We start from the raw sequence: 15,463 nt of genomic DNA, 5'->3' as shown, positions 1-15,463 counted from the left end.
GGCGACGAGACGCGGCTACGCCGGCTTGATCCCCTCGAGTACCGAGAAGGAGGTCTCGCGCGCGGTGCGCAGGAAGTCCTCCATCCATGGCTCGTCACGGCTCTCCTCGCGAATCGCTGCGAATAGCGTGCTCCACACTCCCTGCTCGCCGAGATGCAGGGCGCGCACATAGCCGCGCTCCAGGTATTCGGTGAGCGCCCAGTTGGGCAGTGCGCAGACCCCCCGACCGCTGGCCACCAACTGCATCATCATGATCGTCAACTCGGCGGTGCGCACTTCGGCGGGCGTGAAGCCCGCCGGGGTCAGGAACTGCGTGAAGACGTCGAGGCGTGTGTGCTCCACCGGATAGGTGATCAATGTTTCGTGCGCCAGCTCTTCGGGGGTCACCCAGTCGCGGCGTGCCAGGGTGTGCTGCTTGCCCACGGCCAGCAGCCCCTCGTAGCGAAACAAGGGTTCGTAATGAATGCCGGCCAACGGCTGAGGGTCGGCGGTGATTACCAAATCCAGCGACTCCCGCGCCAGCGACGGCAAGGCATCGAAACTATAGCCGCTAGGAATGTCGACCTCGACCTCCGGCCAGTGATCGCGAAAGTGATCGATGGTCGGCATCAACCATTGAAAGCAGCTATGGCATTCGATGGCCATGTGTAAACGCCCTTGTTCATGGCCGGCCAGGCGTGCCAGGTCGCGTTCCGCCATGCGGATCTGTGGCAGGATCTGCTCGGCCAGTGCGAGCAGGCGCTCGCCCGCCCGCGTAAAAGTGACCGGGCGCGTCTTGCGCTGAAACAGGGGCGTGTCCAGGCGCTCCTCGAGATCCTTGATCTGATGCGAGAGCGCCGATTGGGTGAGATGTACGCGTTCGGCGGCCTCGACGAGCGAGCCGGCGTCACGTAGTGCGATCAAGGTGCGGAGATGGCGAAGCTCGAGCATGGTGTATGAGAGCCGTTCATTTTGATGATTAGTTAATTTAGTTTGATTCACGCGCTGCCGCCAGCGAGACTGCCCGCCAGCACATCACGGCGTCGCCGTGACCACGAAGTCACTTATTACTGAAAGCCACTCATTCTAGCCGCATACCGCAAGAGGAAACACGATGGCGCTGGCACACATTCTGGGGTATCCGCGCATTGGCGCGAACCGCGAGTTGAAAAAGGCCGTCGAGGCCTACTGGAAAGGCGAGATCGATCAGGCCTCGCTCGAGGATAGCGGCAAGGCGCTGCGCGCCGCGCATTGGCAAGCCAGCCGCGATGCGGGGCTCGATCTCGTGACCGTGGGCGACTTCGCTTTCTACGATCAGGTGCTCAACGTCAGCGCTCTGCTGGGTGCGGTGCCGCCGCGTTTCGGTGCCGTCGAGGGCGAGGTCGACCTGGACACGACCTTTCGCATGGCGCGTGGCCGGGCACCCACCGGCGAGCCGGCGGCCGCCTGCGAGATGACCAAGTATTTCGACACCAACTACCACTACCTGGTCCCCGAGCTGCATGCCGATCAACGTTTCCGGGTGGCCTCTACGCGGTTGTTCGACGAGGTCGCCGAAGCCCAGGCCGAGGGGCATCCGGTCAAGGTGGCGTTGCTGGGGCCCATCAGTTGGTTGTGGCTGGCCAAGGAAAAAAGCGAGGGGCTCGACCGTCTGACCCTGCTCGATGCACTGTTACCGGTGTATGGCGAGATCCTCGAACGTTTGGCGGCGCAGGGCGTGGAATGGGTACAGCTCGACGAGCCGGCGCTGGTGCAGGACTTGCCTCGTGACTGGCGTCAGGCCTTCGAAGCCGCCTACAACAAGTTGCAGTCCGCGCAGGTCAAGCTCCTGGTGGCGACCTACTTCGGCGCCCTGGGCGACAACCTGGGCCTGGCCGCCGGATTGCCTGTCGCCGGGTTGCACATCGATACGGTACGCGCGCCCGAACAGCTCGACGCCGTACTCGACCGTCTTCCCACCTACAAGGTGCTATCCATTGGTGCCATCGATGGACGCAACATCTGGCGCGCCGACTTGGCGGCACTGCGCGAGCGCTTGCAAGTGGCCCGCGCGCGTCTCGGCGAACGTCTGTGGATCTCGGCCTCCTGCTCGCTGCTGCACGTGCCGGTGGATCTCGAGGCAGAAACCGACCTCGATGCCGAACTCAAGAGCTGGTTGGCCTTCGCGCGGCAAAAGCTCGATGAAATCGTCACTCTGTCGCATTTGCTCGATGGTCGTGCTGCCCCGGAAGACACGGCGCGCCTGGAGGCCGCCACACAGGCGCTGGAGGCACGCCGCAATTCTCCGCGCATTCACAAGCCCGCCGTGGGGGAACGTCTGGCGGGCATTTCCACCAACGACGCCGAGCGCCCGAGCCCTTACAGCGCGCGTGCCAAGGCTCAGCGTCGTCATCTCGACCTGCCGCTGTTTCCGACCACCACGATCGGTTCGTTCCCGCAGACGCAGGACATCCGGGCCGCGCGCCGCGCCTTCAAGAACGGTGAGCTGGACCGCGATGCTTACGAGGCCCGCATGCGCGAGGAGATCGTCCACGCTGTCGAGCGTCAGGAAGCACTGGATATCGACGTACCGGTCCACGGCGAGCCCGAGCGTAACGACATGGTCGAGTATTTCGGCGAACTGCTGGATGGCTTTGCCTTCACGCGTTTTGGATGGGTACAAAGTTACGGCTCGCGCTGCGTGAAGCCGCCGGTGATCTTCGGCGATGTGAGCCGCCCCGGCCCGATGACGGTGCGTTGGAGCGAGTACGCGCAATCGCTGACTGACAAGCCCATGAAGGGCATGCTCACCGGGCCGGTGACGATTCTGCAGTGGTCCTTCGTACGCGATGACCAGCCACGCGATGCCACCTGCCGTCAGATCGCCCTGTCCTTGCGTGACGAGGTCGCCGATCTCGAAGCGGCGGGTATCAAGATCATCCAGATCGACGAGCCGGCACTCCGAGAGGGGCTGCCGCTGCGGCAGGGCGAATGGCAGCGCTACCTCGACTGGGCGGTGGAAAGCTTCAAGTTGAGCGCGGCCGTCGCTCGCGACGAGACGCAAATCCACACGCACATGTGCTATTCGGAATTCAACGACATCATCGCGGCGATTGCGGCCCTGGATGCCGACGTGATCACCATCGAGACGTCACGTTCCGACATGGAGCTGCTCGACGCCTTCCAGGACTTCGCCTATCCCAACGAGATCGGCCCGGGCGTGTACGACATCCACTCGCCCAACATTCCCGAAGTGGAATGGATGGTGCAGTTGATGGAAAAAGCCGCCGAGAAGATCCCCGCCGAGCGGCTTTGGGTCAATCCGGACTGTGGCCTGAAAACGCGCGGTTGGGCGGAAGTCGAGCCGGCATTAGCCAACATGGTCGATGCGGCCAAGGAACTGCGCCGCCGCCACGGGTAAGTCTCTTGCGTTGACGCCATGAACGCGCCGCCGAGCCACCGCTCGGCGGCGCGTTTCTTATGGTGCAGTCGTTTCTCGTAGCGCCAGCGTTTCTCATGGCATGAGGACTGGTATGCTATCGGCCTTCATTGATTGATCGATATTGCATGCAACATGCCCCGCTGATGCGGGGTGGGTCCTGACCAGCAAGGAGAAGCTGAATGTTTCCCAGAATGTCTCGGCGTGCGCGGCACGTCTTGTCGGGTGTGGTATGCGTTGCCGTGTTGGGCGGTTGCGCGAGTGTCGAGAAGCCGCCACAGGTGAGCGACGCCACGGGGAGTGATTTCAACCCGCCGCCGCGTCTCGATAAGCCGGACGAGAGCGACGACACCCCCAAGTCGCCGCTGTTGCCGAGCGCCTTCTTTGCCGATGGTGCGGAAGCATTCGTGTCCTGGCGTTGCACACCGGCACAGGATCTCATCTCGGCCTCGCCCGGGGATAATCTGCGGTTATGGTCGGCTCAGGGGTACTACGCGCTCGAACGCAGCGTTGTCGCCGAGGGCAAGCGTTACCGCAAGGGGACCCTGACGTTTGCGCAACAGGGCGATGAAGCGCACGTCGAAAGCGACAACGGCCAGCTCGCCTGTCAGCAAGATGCTCGTCGCGATGCGATCACGCGCGCCGACGCCCCGAATGCGATCTTCAAGGGACAGGGCAACGAGCCCGGATGGACGCTCGAGCTTGATCGTGAGACGCCTCAACTCACTCTGGTCACGCAATACGGCGAGCAAAAGCGCACGCTGGATTATAGGGTTACGCGGCTTGACAACGGGCACCAGGCTGCTATGACGCTCGAGGCTGGCGATGCCGACGTGCCGGTGACTGTCGAACTCAAGGCACGGGCCTGTTTCGACAGCATGAGCGGCAAGCCGTATCCCGTCCGGGTACGGGTCGAAGAGGCGGGGCGCACCTGGGTGGGGTGCGGCCAGGGCGTGGAGCGAACGCGCTGAACGGCGTGCAATTCAGCACTATGGACGATAAGTAAGCCACTAGAAAGCTGGTGTCAGGTGAATTTGCGAAAGAAATGGGTCTTGTCGAACAATTCATCCAACCGCTCATAGCGATCACGAGCCTCGGGCCAGCGTTGCTCCTGGACGGCGGCGATCATGGTCTCCAGCAGCATCATGGTCGCCACGTTGGAATCCCATCCCGAGGGAATTTCCACCCAACAGTGAAAGGTTAAATCGGCGAGTGACGCGATGGGGGAGCCCCACTGATCGGTGAATAGCACGATTCGTGCATCGCGCTTTTGCACTATCTCCGCTAAGCGCAGCAGGTTGGTCTCATACCGCCGGATGTCGAAGATCAGCAGGGTGTCCCCTGGTGCCATGTCGAGCACGTAATGCGGCCAGGTGCCCGATGACGAGGTCATATGGGTTACCCCGGGGCGCACCGCCTGGAAATGCGTGAAGGCATAATCGGCCAGGGCTTGGGTGATGCGCCCACCGACAATGTAAAGGCGCTTCTCGGCATCGGCTAGTTGGTGGGTCGCTTGATCGAATCGTTCGGTGTCGATATGGGCGAAGGTCTGCTGCAGGTTATTCGTGACTGCCTGAGAGAACCGGTTGAGCAGATGCCGCTTGGGGGCCTCGGACGACCAGTTGTCGCGCCTTTGGGTGGGCCCGATCCCCTTTGCTTCCAGCTCGTGCAACAGCGCCTTGTGGAATTCCGGGTAGCCCTTGAACCCTAGTTTCTTGACCATCCGTGCCACGGTAGGAGAGGAAACGCCCACATTGCTCGCCACGATAGTGATCGAGGCGAGACCCGCCGCAGGATAGTTATCGAGCAGTGCATTGGCAAACTTGCGTTCCCCTTGCGTCAACGCCGAGTAGTGCTCTCGGATCAGTTCACGCACGGTTGAGGCGGCGTTGGTGGTCGCCATCACACTTCCCTCCTAGGTAGGTTCTGCGCGGCTGCTGAGCGTGCCATTTAAGCGTTGTTACGGCGCTTGAAAAAATATTGACACGTGGTCTTGGCGACGTCTATATCTTTACAGAGTCGCGGAGAAATCATGATGTCCAGCGAATTAGAACAATTATCCCCGAACGTCGAGATTCTCTATCGGTACGCCAAGGGCCCGGTGCTCCTGCTATGCGAGCACGCGTCGTACCATATCCCTGAGCGCTATCATGGGCTGGGGCTGGAGCCCTCCCACCGTCGCAGTCACGCAGCATGGGATCCTGGCGCACGCGATGTGGCCGTTGCGCTGTCGGGGTTGCTCAACGCCCCGCTGGTGGCGAGTCGTGTCTCGCGGCTGGTTTATGACTGCAATCGTCCTCCCGAGGCGGCCAGCGCAATGCCGGAGCGCTCCGAGATCGTCGAGGTGCCGGGCAATCGCGAGCTGACGCCAGCGCAGCGAGCCGCCCGGGTCGAGGCCGTCTACCATCCGTTTTGCAAGGCTGTGACTCAGGTGCTGGCACAGCGTACGGCTCACGATATCCCTACCGTGCTGATCACAGTGCATAGTTTTACGCCTACCTTTCATGGCCGCGTGCGTACGGTCGAGATCGGCATTCTGCATGATGCCGATCGCCGTCTGGCCGATGCGATGCTGGCGAATGCCCATCGCCTGGCCCATCGATGCATTCAGCGCAACGCTCCGTACGGGCCGCAGGATGGTGTCACCCATTCGCTGGTGCGCCACGGTATCGATAATGGCCTGGCGAACGTGATGATCGAGATTCGCAACGACCTGCTGACCACGCCGGAAGATGTCCACTCCATGGCCAAAGAGCTGATGCAGCTGATCCAGCCGGCGCTGGCAGCTTTGGGGGCCGTGCTTACCCACAGGGAGGGTAAGCACGATGCCTAGCGCCATTCTCCGCTACATCAGCGTGATCGATGCGATGAACCGTTTCATTGGGCGGTTCGCGATGTATCTGATCTTCGTGCTGATCGCGGTGCTGTTGTGGTCCTCGGTCTCCAAAGTGTTTTTGACCCCCACGATGTGGACGCTGGAGTCTGCACAATTCGTCATGGTGGCGTATTTCGTGCTGGGCGGGCCTTACTCAATCCAGATGGGCTCGAATGTACGCATGGATCTTTTCTACGGCGAGTGGAGCCCGAAGACGAAGGCGTGGGTCGATGCCTTCACGGTCTTCTTCCTGATCTTTTACCTCGGTGTCCTGCTTTATGGTGGGTTGGTATCGACGGCCTATTCTCTTGGCTACTTCGGTAATGAGCCTTTCGACTTCCTCTTGAGCCTCGTTGGCACGTTCTTCACGGAAGGGGCCGCGGCGGCCGGTGACAAACTCGGTTTCCTGGAGCGTAGCCCGACGGCCTGGCGGCCCTGGCTGTGGCCCATCAAGGTCGTGCTTTGCCTCGGTGTGTTGCTGATGATCCTTCAATCTCTTGCCGAATTTTTCCGGGATATCGGCCGTCTGCGCGGGGTGCTCGACTGATGTCGTACGAGATGATCGCCATCGTGATGTTCAGCTCGATGATGCTGATGCTGCTCACTGGGCAGCGTGTTTTCGGCGCCATCGGCTTCGTCGGCGCCCTGGCAGGCGTCATGCTGTGGGGCACCGGTGGGGTGGACATCCCGTTCTCGTCCGCGATGAAACTGATGAAATGGTATCCGTTGCTGACCCTGCCGATGTTCATCTTCATGGGGTACGTGCTGTCGGAAAGCCGTATCGCCGATGACCTCTACCGGATGTTTCATGTCTGGATGGGGCCGGTCAAAGGTGGCCTGGCCATTGGCACGATCGGCCTGATGGTGTTGATCTCGGCCATGAACGGGCTGTCGGTGGCCGGGATGGCGATCGGCGCCACCATCGCCTTGCCCGAACTGCTCCGGCGCGGGTACGACAAGATCATGGTCACCGGCGTCATCCAAGCGGGATCCAGCCTCGGTATTCTGGTGCCGCCTTCGGTGGTGCTAGTGCTGTACGCCATGATTGCGCGCCAGCCGGTGGGACAATTGTGGCTAGCCGGCGTGCTGCCGGGGCTGATGATGGCGTTGCTGTTCGTCATCTATATCTATGTTCGCTGCCGCCTTCAGCCCAGCTTGGGGCCCGTTCTTCCCGCCGAAGAGCGGAACGTGTCGCTGGCCGAGAAGCTGCGTCTGCTAAGGGCGGGGCTGCTGCCCCTGGTGATCTTTGCGGTGATGATGGTGCCTTTCGTCAAGGGTTGGACATCTTTGGTTGAAAGCTCCGCGGTCGGCGCGATGGCTGCGCTGCTGGCGGCTATCCTCAAGGGACGAATGACGCGCCAAGTCTTCGAGGTATCGGTGCGAAAGACACTGGCCATCTCCTGCATGTTCATGTGGATCATCCTGGCAGCGCTGGCCTTCGGGGCCATATTCGACGGGCTCGGCGCGGTGAAGGCCATCGAGGGTCTGTTTACCGAGCGCCTGGGGCTCTCGCCCTGGACGATTCTGATCCTCATGCAGCTCAGCTTCATCGTCATGGGCACCTTCCTCGACGATACCGCCATGCTGGTGATCGTGGCGCCGCTTTACGTGCCGTTGGTCGATGCGCTGGGGTTCGACCTGATCTGGTATGGCGTGCTCTACACGATCACCACGCAGATCGCCTACATGACGCCGCCGTTCGGGTACAACCTGTTCCTGATGCGTGCCATGGCGCCTCCGGAGATCGGGCTGCGTGACATTTATTTATCCATTCTCCCCTTCGTGGTGGTGATGATGGCAGCCCTGAGCCTGGTGATGGTCTTTCCACAGATCGCCCTCTGGCTTCCAGGCTACATTTATGGAAGTTGACAAAAGCGTATAGGGAAATTGACAGCAGTGTGAACGAGCAACAATAGCCCTACACAGGGCCATGTCCATTCGATAGTGACACCAGGAGAGCTAGAACAATGACAACAAGACGCAAATTTCTGATCAATGCCGCCGCCGGCGCTGCCATCATGCCGCTGGCCTCGAGGGTCATGGCCCAGTCATCCTCCGAGCCGACCATCAAGTGGCGCATGCAGACCTATGCCGGGGCCGCCTTGGCCGAGCATGTGGCCAAGCCCGCCATCGACCTGTTCAACCGAATCGCCGGGGACCGCATGCAGATCGAGCTGTACAGTGCCGATCAGTTGGTGCCGACCGGGGAACTGTTCCGGGCGATGCAGCGCGGCACCATCGACGCCGTGCAGTCGGATGACGATTCGATGGCGTCCCCCACCGAGGTGACCGTCTTTGGGGGGTACTTCCCCTTCGGGTGCCGATATAGCCTCGATGTGCCGGTACTGTTCAATCAGTACGGACTCAAGGAAATCTGGGAAGAGGAGTACGCCAAGGTCGGCGTCAAGCATGTGAGCGCCGGCGCCTGGGATCCGTGCCATTTCGCCACCAAGGAGCCGATTCGCAGCCTCAAGGACCTGGAGGGCAAGCGTGTCTTTACCTTCCCCACCGCAGGACGTTTTCTGTCCCGGTTCGGTGTCGTGCCGGTCACTCTCCCCTGGGAAGACATCGAAGTGGCCTTGCAGACCGGTGAGCTGGACGGGATCGCCTGGTCCGGCATCACCGAGGACTACACGGTCGGTTGGGCCAACGTTACCAACTACTTCCTGACCAACAACATCTCGGGTGCCTGGATCGGCCATTTCTTCGTCAACATGGAGCGCTGGGAGGAACTGCCAGAAGATCTCAAGGTGCTGTTCGAGGTGTGCTGTGAGCAGTCCCACTACCATCGTCAGTACTGGTACTGGGGCGGCGAGGCCAGGCTGCGCGTCCACGGTGACAAGCTGGAGCTGACGTCCATTCCCGACGCCGAGTGGGATCAGGTAGAAACGGCGGCCCAAGAGTTCTGGGATGAAATCGCGGCGCAATCCGAGACCAAGGCCAAGGTGGTCGACATCTTCAAGCAGTACAACGCCGATATGCGCAAGGCCGGTAGGCCCTATCGTTACGTCGATGCATGAGTCGGCTCCGTGCCCTGGCGCCTGCCGGGGCACGTCGCTTGAAAAGGGGGCGACCGAGCGTCGGACCTCGACATGGTGATGGCTATTGGGAACCTCGGAAATGACCAACACGCTGGCTTTGGATGACCTGAAGACTAGGGTCGAGAGCGGTGAGATCGACACGGTGCTCGTGTGCATCGTCGACATGCAGGGGCGCCTGATGGGCAAGCGACTGCATGCGCGCCACTTCGTGGATGATGGCTGGGACGAGACTCACTGCTGTAACTATCTATTGGCCACGGATCTCGAGATGGCAACGCCCGGTGGCTATGCCAGCACCTCCTGGCAGGCGGGCTACGGCGACTACATCATGAAACCGGACCTGGCCACGCTGCGATCCGTGCCGTGGCTGGAGGGCACGGCCATGGTGCTGTGCGATCTGCTGGATCATCGCACGCACGCGGCGGTCCCTCATGCGCCGCGGGCCATCCTCAAGCGTCAGCTGGCGCGGCTGGAGGAGATGGGGCTGGAGGCGATCATGGCCACCGAACTGGAGTTTTTCCTGTTTGAAAAAAGCCTCGACGACATTCGCAAGAGCGGGTTTCGCGACCTGCAGCCGATTAGCGGATACAACGAGGACTACCACATCTTCCAGACTACCAAGGAAGAGCATGTGTTGCGTCCGCTGCGTAACTACCTCCAGGCGGCGGGCATCCCCGTGGAAGGCACCAAGGGTGAGGCCGGGGCGGGGCAGGAAGAACTCAACATCCGTTATGCGAAAGCACTCGATACGGCGGATTACCACACCATCGCCAAGCATGCGACCAAGGAGGTCGCCTGGCAGCAAGGCCGGGCGGTGACGTTCCTGTCGAAATGGCACCACGCGCATGCGGGCAGCTCCAGTCACATCCACCAGTCGCTGTGGAAGCAGGGGCAGTCAGTCTTCCATGATGAGCGCGATGCGCTGGGCATGTCGGCCTTGATGAAGCATTACTTGGCGGGATTGCTGAAATATGCGCCTGACTATACCTACTTCCTGGCTCCCTACCTCAATAGCTACAAGCGCTTCCAGAAGGGCACCTTCGCACCCACTCGCACGGTCTGGTCGGTGGATAATCGTACCGCAGGGTTTCGCCTCTGCGCCGAAGGCACACGGGCGGTGCGCATCGAGTGCCGCATCGGCGGCTCGGACCTGAACCCCTATCTGGCCATGGCCGGCCAGTTGGCCGCCGGCATCAAGGGGATCGAAGAATGCCTGGCGCTGCCTCCTCCCGCCGAGGGCGATACCTACGAAGGGGGGAGTGGCCTGATACCACAGAATCTGCGCGATGCCATGGAGGCCCTGAGGGGGGCCACCATGCTGCGCGAGGCCATGGGGGGTGATGTGGTCGACCATTACGTGCGAGCCGCCGAAGTGGAGCTTGAGGACTTCCAGCGGGTGGTCTCCGACTACGAGGTGGCACGCGGTTTCGAGCGGTGTTGAGGTCAGGTCCGCAAAACGGGAAATGGCAAACGGGAGGGGATGATGGGGCATATTCTGAGATGTATCTCGCCGATCGACGGGGCGGTCTTCGCCGAGCGTGAGGCGCTGTCGCCCGAGGCCGCGCGGCAGGCAGCGGATCGGGCGCGTGCGGCCCAGGCCGACTGGGCCGCACGTCCTCTCCGGGAGCGTATCGATCTGGTGCGGGCCGGCATCGCCGCCGTGGGAGCGATGAATGACGAACTGGTGCCGGAGCTCGCGCAGATGATGGGGCGCCCGGTTCGTTACGGTGGCGAGTTCGGTGGCTTCGAAGAACGGGGAAGCCATATGGCGACCATCGCCGAAGAGGCGCTGGCCGATATCGCGGTGGGCGAGGACGCCACCGTCAAGCGCTACATCAAGCGCATTCCGCACGGAGTGGTGCTGGTGGTGGCCCCCTGGAACTACCCCTACATGACGGCCATCAACACGGTGGCGCCGGCGCTGATCGCAGGCAACAGCGTACTGTTGAAGCATGCCACCCAGACCCTGCTGGCAGGCGAGCGGATGGCGCGTGCCTTCCATTCGGTCGGCGTGCCCGAGGCGGTGTTCCAGAACGTCTTTCTGGATCACGCCACCACCTCGACGCTGATTGCCGATCGCGCGTTCGATTTCGTCAATTTCACCGGCTCCGTGGGCGGCGGGCGTGCCATGGAACAGGCGGCGGCCGGTACTTTTACCGGGCTAGGGCTCGAGCTGGGCGGCAAGGATCCGGGCTATGTCATGGAGGATGCCGACCTCGATGCGGCGGTGGCGTCCCTGATCGACGGGGCAATGTTCAACTCGGGCCAATGCTGCTGCGGGATCGAACGCATCTATGTGCACGAGCGCCTCTATGAGGCCTTTGTCGACAAGGCGGTCGCGATCGTCGAGGGCTACAAGCTGGGCAATCCACTTGATGCCGAGACGGATATCGGCCCGATGGCGAATATCCGCTTCGCCAGGGAGGTCCGTGACCAGATCGAAGAGGCCTTGGCCGCCGGTGCGAGGGCTCATGTCATGCACAAGCCCGAAGATGACGGCGGTGCCTATCTGAGTCCGCAGATTCTTACCGAAGTGACGCATGACATGCGCGTGATGCGCGATGAAAGCTTCGGCCCGGTGGTCGGCATCATGAAGGTGAGTGGCGATGAAGAAGCCATCCGTCTGATGAATGACAGCCGGTTCGGACTGACCGCGAGCCTGTGGACGGCCGATATCGCGCGCGCCCAGCGCGTGGGAGACCGGATCGAGACCGGTACCGTCTTCATGAACCGCGCGGATTATCTGGACCCTGGCCTGTGCTGGACCGGCTGCAAGGAGTCGGGGCGCGGCGGGGGCCTGTCGGTGATCGGCTATCACAACCTGACACGCCCCAAGTCCTACTATCTAAAAAAAACGACATAACGAAAACGACATAAAGAAAACAATGACAGGCTAAAGAAGGTGACGACATGACATTGATCGGAAACTGGACGTATCCCACCGCTATCCGCTTCGGGGCCGGCCGAGTCAAGGAATTGCCCGAGGCCTGTGCCGAGGCGGGCATCACCCGGCCGCTTCTGGTGACGGATCGCGGTCTGGCCGATCTGCCGATCACCGCTGCCGCGCTGGATATCCTGGAGGCTTCGGGACTGGGACGGGAGCTCTTCGCCGACGTCGATCCCAATCCCAACGAGCGCAACCTGTCGGCAGGCGTCGAGGCCTTTCGGACGGGGGGGCATGACGGGGTGATCGCGTTTGGCGGTGGCTCGGGGCTGGATCTCGGCAAGATGGTGGCTTTCATGTCCGGCCAGACGCGTCCGGTGTGGGACTTCGAGGATATCGACGACTGGTGGACGCGAGCCGATGCCGAGGCGATCGTCCCCATCGTGGCGGTGCCTACCACGGCCGGGACCGGCTCGGAGGTGGGGCGGGCCAGCGTCATTACCAACGCCAAGACCCACGAAAAGAAAATCATCTTCCACCCCAGAGTTTTGCCCCGGGTGGTGATCTGTGATCCCGAGTTGACGGTGGGCATGCCCAAGGCAATCACTGCCGGTACCGGGCTCGACGCCTTCGCCCACTGCGTGGAGGCTTTCTCGAGCCCACACTATCATCCGATGAGCCAAGGCATCGCGCTGGAAGGCATGCGACTGGTCAAGGAATATCTGCCGCGCGCCTATGCCGATGGCACCGATCTCGAGGCGCGTGCACACATGATGAGCGCCGCGATGATGGGATCCACTGCCTTTCAGAAGGGGTTGGGGGCCATCCATGCGATGAGCCATCCCATTGGCGCGGTGTTCAATTCCCACCATGGCACCACCAATGCGATCTGCATGCCGGCGGTACTGGCGTTCAACGCCGATAGCATCCGCGAACGCTTCGACATGGCGGCTGCCTATTTGGGGATCGCCGGCGGCTTCGACGGCTTCAGGGCTTTCGTGCAGGTGCTCAACGACCAGATGGGTATCCCGCGCACGCTCACCGAGATCGGCGCCGACCCGGAGCGCATCGACGACTTGGCCGCAATGGCCATTGCGGATCCTAGCTGTGGAGGCAATCCAGTGACCTTGACTGTCGAGGATCTCAAGGGGCTTTTCCGTCAGTGCATGTGAGCATCGCGTGACAACCCCGTACGCGGCTTTCATCCCTCGTGACTGGGCGCTATGACGATCATGCCAAGGGTGCCGAGAGCAGCCGTTGAGCCGCATGTGGGGAATGTTTCATTATATCGAATGGTTTGTGGGCTTTTTTGCGTTTTTCTTTTCAAAAAGGGCAACGAATAATAGCGCTATTCGCATTATTTGCTCTAAAACCAATGAAAGGACTTTCGCATGGCCGTTCGCAATATCTTGTTGGTGACCGCTTCCATCCTTGGTGAACATGGTCAGTCACGCGCGCTGGCGGCGCATTTCAAAGCGCAGCTCGGCACGCGTGACGATGTCCAACTCACCGAGCGTGATGTCGTGGCGCTCGACCTTCCGCATCTCGATGGCGAGGAGATGCGCAGTTGGATGACCGCTCCCGACGAGCGTGATGCGGCCCAGCGCGACTTGGCAGCGCGCTCCGAGACGTTGATCGAGGAGGTGCTGGCGCATGATCTAATCGTATTGGCGGTGCCGCTTTACAACCTCGGCATTCCGAGCCAGCTCAAGGCCTGGTTCGATCGTATCCTGCGGGCGGGCAGAACGTTCAAGTATACCGAAAGCGGCCCGGTGGGCCTTATCGAGGGGAAACGCGCACTGGTGCTCGCGGCACGCGGTGGTCAGTACGTCGGGACCGAGATGGATACTCAGACCGGCCACGTCAGCAGCCTGCTGGGCTTGATCGGCATTCGCGACATCGACTGGATCTACGCGGAAGGTCTCAACATGGGCGAGGCGGTACGTGACCAGGCCATGGGTGAAGCGCGTCAAGCAGTGGCGAATTACACGGTGGAACGTCTCTGATCCCGATGCATGATAATAGTGAAACAGCGAAGAAGGCGGCTCATGATGAGCCGCCTTTTTCGTGTCAGAGCGAGACGTCTGGCATGAGGCACTGCGTCTGACGCTCGTCCAGTGACAAGCAGGTATCGGCCTGCGGCACGAACACACGGCTAAATAGCGAGGCGAAGGCTTTCCTATTGGGGCGCGCGCCGTCGACTCGTTCGCTGTCGATGGCGTGCCAGCCATCGTTGCGGCGCTCGGCAAGGGTAAAGTTGAACATGTGATAGCCGGGCGTGCCCAGACGCAGATCGGTTGCAATCAACTGGGTGGTGCCTTGGCGTTCCTCAGTGCGATAGCGCAGGAAGGGACCGGCGAACCATTGCAGGCGTTGCCCGGCCGCCGTGGCGAGTGCCGCATCCTGCCATTCGCCACCTCGCGGCAGTTGGGTCAGTGCCAGCGGTGTCTGGCCGTCGAAGAGGCTCACGACGCCTTCGTAGTAGGTGTCGTCCTGGACCACCGTGACGCGCCACAGCAGGGTGTTGAACGGTGTCGGCTGAATCAGGCGCGGAGCCTCGTCGAGCCCTAGGCTGGCGAGACTCGGGGCGATGCGCGCGTTCACTGTGTTCTGCGCGGCGACGGCGAACGTCAGATAAAAACACGCGAGCGTCAGTCCCCAGCCCAGCAGGCGTGGCGAATAGCCCTTGATCAGGGCGGCGATCACGCCCACCAGCAACGGCAGCGTAAAAAGCGGGTCGATGATGAAAATGCTGTGCCAACTCACTGGCGGTGTCGTCAGCGGCCACCAGAGTTGGGTGCCATAGGTGGTAAAGGCGTCCAACAGAGGGTGCGTCAGCAGGCAGCCGCCGAATAGTAGCCCCCAACGCAGCGTGCCGATGGGCGGCGTGACGCGTCGCCAGCGCTCGCCTGCCCGGGCCAGCCCGGTCAGTAGGATGGCGAGGGCGCCGAGTACCCACAGGGAATGGCTGAATCCCCGATGATAGGTGTAATCGGCCACGGCATCGCCATAGTCGATAATCACATCGAGATCGGGCAACGTGCCGAGCACGGCGCCGGCGATGACGGCCTTGCGACCTAGACGGCGACCCAGCACGGTGCCGCCGATGGCGGCACCGAGGCAGGCCTGCGTCAGTGAGTCCATGCGCTGTGATCTCCCTTTGCGGCGGCGTGTTTCCGATGGTTACTCCTTGGATTCATAGAATAACCGCAGCACTTTGGACCGCCAGGTAGAGGAAGGAGGGCCAGCGCCGGTACCCTCTCGAC

13 protein-coding genes are annotated in these 15,463 nt (G+C 61.7%); 10 read left to right on the top strand and 3 right to left on the bottom strand.

Features of this window, described 5'->3' with window-relative positions; genetic code table 11:
• Positions 1-15: 15 nt before the first annotated feature.
• Positions 16-930: a LysR family transcriptional regulator gene (locus tag LUN51_RS07615; protein WP_277810787.1), complete on the bottom strand. Its 915-nt coding sequence runs from the start codon at positions 928-930 to the stop codon at positions 16-18.
• Positions 931-1,093: 163 nt separating this feature from the next.
• Between LUN51_RS07615 and metE the strand changes: the two genes are divergently transcribed.
• Together metE and LUN51_RS07605 are read left to right on the top strand one after the other, a co-directional pair.
• Entirely contained in the window at positions 1,094-3,379 is a 2,286-nt protein-coding gene (gene metE / locus LUN51_RS07610) for a 5-methyltetrahydropteroyltriglutamate--homocysteine S-methyltransferase (RefSeq protein WP_277810786.1), read from the top strand.
• Positions 3,380-3,579: 200 nt separating this feature from the next.
• Complete coding sequence (locus LUN51_RS07605; RefSeq protein ID WP_277810785.1) at positions 3,580-4,368, top strand: C-type lysozyme, inhibitor; 789 nt, start codon at positions 3,580-3,582, stop codon at positions 4,366-4,368.
• A gap of 53 nt (positions 4,369-4,421) precedes the next feature.
• On the opposite strand, the gene LUN51_RS07600 is transcribed toward LUN51_RS07605, so the two are convergent.
• Positions 4,422-5,300: a MurR/RpiR family transcriptional regulator gene (locus LUN51_RS07600; RefSeq protein WP_277810784.1), complete on the bottom strand. Its 879-nt coding sequence runs from the start codon at positions 5,298-5,300 to the stop codon at positions 4,422-4,424.
• Positions 5,301-5,432: 132 nt separating this feature from the next.
• Here LUN51_RS07600 and LUN51_RS07595 point away from each other — a divergent pair, with 132 nt between their 5' ends.
• From LUN51_RS07595 to LUN51_RS07560, 8 genes are all read left to right on the top strand, one after another.
• On the top strand, positions 5,433-6,230 hold the full coding sequence (locus tag LUN51_RS07595; protein ID WP_277810783.1) for an N-formylglutamate amidohydrolase: 798 nt from the start codon (positions 5,433-5,435) through the stop codon (positions 6,228-6,230).
• Positions 6,223-6,819: a TRAP transporter small permease subunit gene (locus LUN51_RS07590; RefSeq protein WP_277810782.1), complete on the top strand. Its 597-nt coding sequence runs from the start codon at positions 6,223-6,225 to the stop codon at positions 6,817-6,819. The genes LUN51_RS07595 and LUN51_RS07590 overlap by 8 nt, the downstream gene beginning before the upstream one ends.
• Positions 6,819-8,141 carry a TRAP transporter large permease gene (locus LUN51_RS07585; protein ID WP_040239694.1) on the top strand — a complete coding sequence of 441 codons (1,323 nt, stop codon included), beginning with the start codon at positions 6,819-6,821 and terminating at the stop codon, positions 8,139-8,141. Before LUN51_RS07590 ends, LUN51_RS07585 begins: the two co-directional genes overlap by 1 nt.
• A gap of 98 nt (positions 8,142-8,239) precedes the next feature.
• A complete protein-coding gene (locus LUN51_RS07580; RefSeq protein WP_277810781.1) occupies positions 8,240-9,292 on the top strand; it encodes a TRAP transporter substrate-binding protein in 1,053 nt (350 codons plus the stop codon).
• A 100-nt stretch (positions 9,293-9,392) separates the two neighbouring features.
• On the top strand, positions 9,393-10,754 hold the full coding sequence (locus LUN51_RS07575; protein WP_277810780.1) for a glutamine synthetase family protein: 1,362 nt from the start codon (positions 9,393-9,395) through the stop codon (positions 10,752-10,754).
• Between the two features lie 42 nt (positions 10,755-10,796).
• A complete protein-coding gene (locus LUN51_RS07570; protein WP_277810779.1) occupies positions 10,797-12,176 on the top strand; it encodes an aldehyde dehydrogenase family protein in 1,380 nt (459 codons plus the stop codon).
• A gap of 47 nt (positions 12,177-12,223) precedes the next feature.
• Positions 12,224-13,369, top strand: a complete 1,146-nt coding sequence (locus LUN51_RS07565) for an iron-containing alcohol dehydrogenase (protein ID WP_277810778.1) — start codon at positions 12,224-12,226, stop codon at positions 13,367-13,369.
• 219 nt (positions 13,370-13,588) lie between these two features.
• A complete protein-coding gene (locus tag LUN51_RS07560; RefSeq protein ID WP_277810777.1) occupies positions 13,589-14,203 on the top strand; it encodes an FMN-dependent NADH-azoreductase in 615 nt (204 codons plus the stop codon).
• A 64-nt stretch (positions 14,204-14,267) separates the two neighbouring features.
• Here LUN51_RS07560 and LUN51_RS07555 read toward each other — a convergent pair whose 3' ends face one another.
• The gene (locus tag LUN51_RS07555) at positions 14,268-15,341 is read right to left on the bottom strand and encodes a metal-dependent hydrolase (protein ID WP_277810776.1); all 1,074 of its coding nucleotides are present in this window, start codon (positions 15,339-15,341) and stop codon (positions 14,268-14,270) included.
• Between the last annotated feature and the right edge of the window lie 122 nt (positions 15,342-15,463).

It is taken from the genome of Chromohalobacter canadensis (assembly GCF_029544075.1).
In the GTDB taxonomy this organism is placed as follows: domain Bacteria; phylum Pseudomonadota; class Gammaproteobacteria; order Pseudomonadales; family Halomonadaceae; genus Chromohalobacter; species Chromohalobacter canadensis_A.
Note: the sequence above shows the minus strand (reverse complement) of the source record. Positions and strands in the feature narration are given on the sequence as shown.

Coding starts and splice junctions, on each gene's coding strand:
- LUN51_RS07570 (WP_277810779.1), top strand. CDS start 10,797: ATGGGGCATATTCTGAGATGTATCTCGCCGATCGACGGGGCGGTCTTC.
- LUN51_RS07580 (WP_277810781.1), top strand. CDS start 8,240: ATGACAACAAGACGCAAATTTCTGATCAATGCCGCCGCCGGCGCTGCC.
- LUN51_RS07560 (WP_277810777.1), top strand. CDS start 13,589: ATGGCCGTTCGCAATATCTTGTTGGTGACCGCTTCCATCCTTGGTGAA.
- LUN51_RS07585 (WP_040239694.1), top strand. CDS start 6,819: ATGTCGTACGAGATGATCGCCATCGTGATGTTCAGCTCGATGATGCTG.
- LUN51_RS07575 (WP_277810780.1), top strand. CDS start 9,393: ATGACCAACACGCTGGCTTTGGATGACCTGAAGACTAGGGTCGAGAGC.
- LUN51_RS07605 (WP_277810785.1), top strand. CDS start 3,580: ATGTTTCCCAGAATGTCTCGGCGTGCGCGGCACGTCTTGTCGGGTGTG.
- LUN51_RS07565 (WP_277810778.1), top strand. CDS start 12,224: ATGACATTGATCGGAAACTGGACGTATCCCACCGCTATCCGCTTCGGG.
- LUN51_RS07555 (WP_277810776.1), bottom strand. CDS start 15,341: ATGGACTCACTGACGCAGGCCTGCCTCGGTGCCGCCATCGGCGGCACC.
- LUN51_RS07600 (WP_277810784.1), bottom strand. CDS start 5,300: ATGGCGACCACCAACGCCGCCTCAACCGTGCGTGAACTGATCCGAGAG.
- metE (WP_277810786.1), top strand. CDS start 1,094: ATGGCGCTGGCACACATTCTGGGGTATCCGCGCATTGGCGCGAACCGC.
- LUN51_RS07615 (WP_277810787.1), bottom strand. CDS start 930: ATGCTCGAGCTTCGCCATCTCCGCACCTTGATCGCACTACGTGACGCC.
- LUN51_RS07590 (WP_277810782.1), top strand. CDS start 6,223: ATGCCTAGCGCCATTCTCCGCTACATCAGCGTGATCGATGCGATGAAC.
- LUN51_RS07595 (WP_277810783.1), top strand. CDS start 5,433: ATGTCCAGCGAATTAGAACAATTATCCCCGAACGTCGAGATTCTCTAT.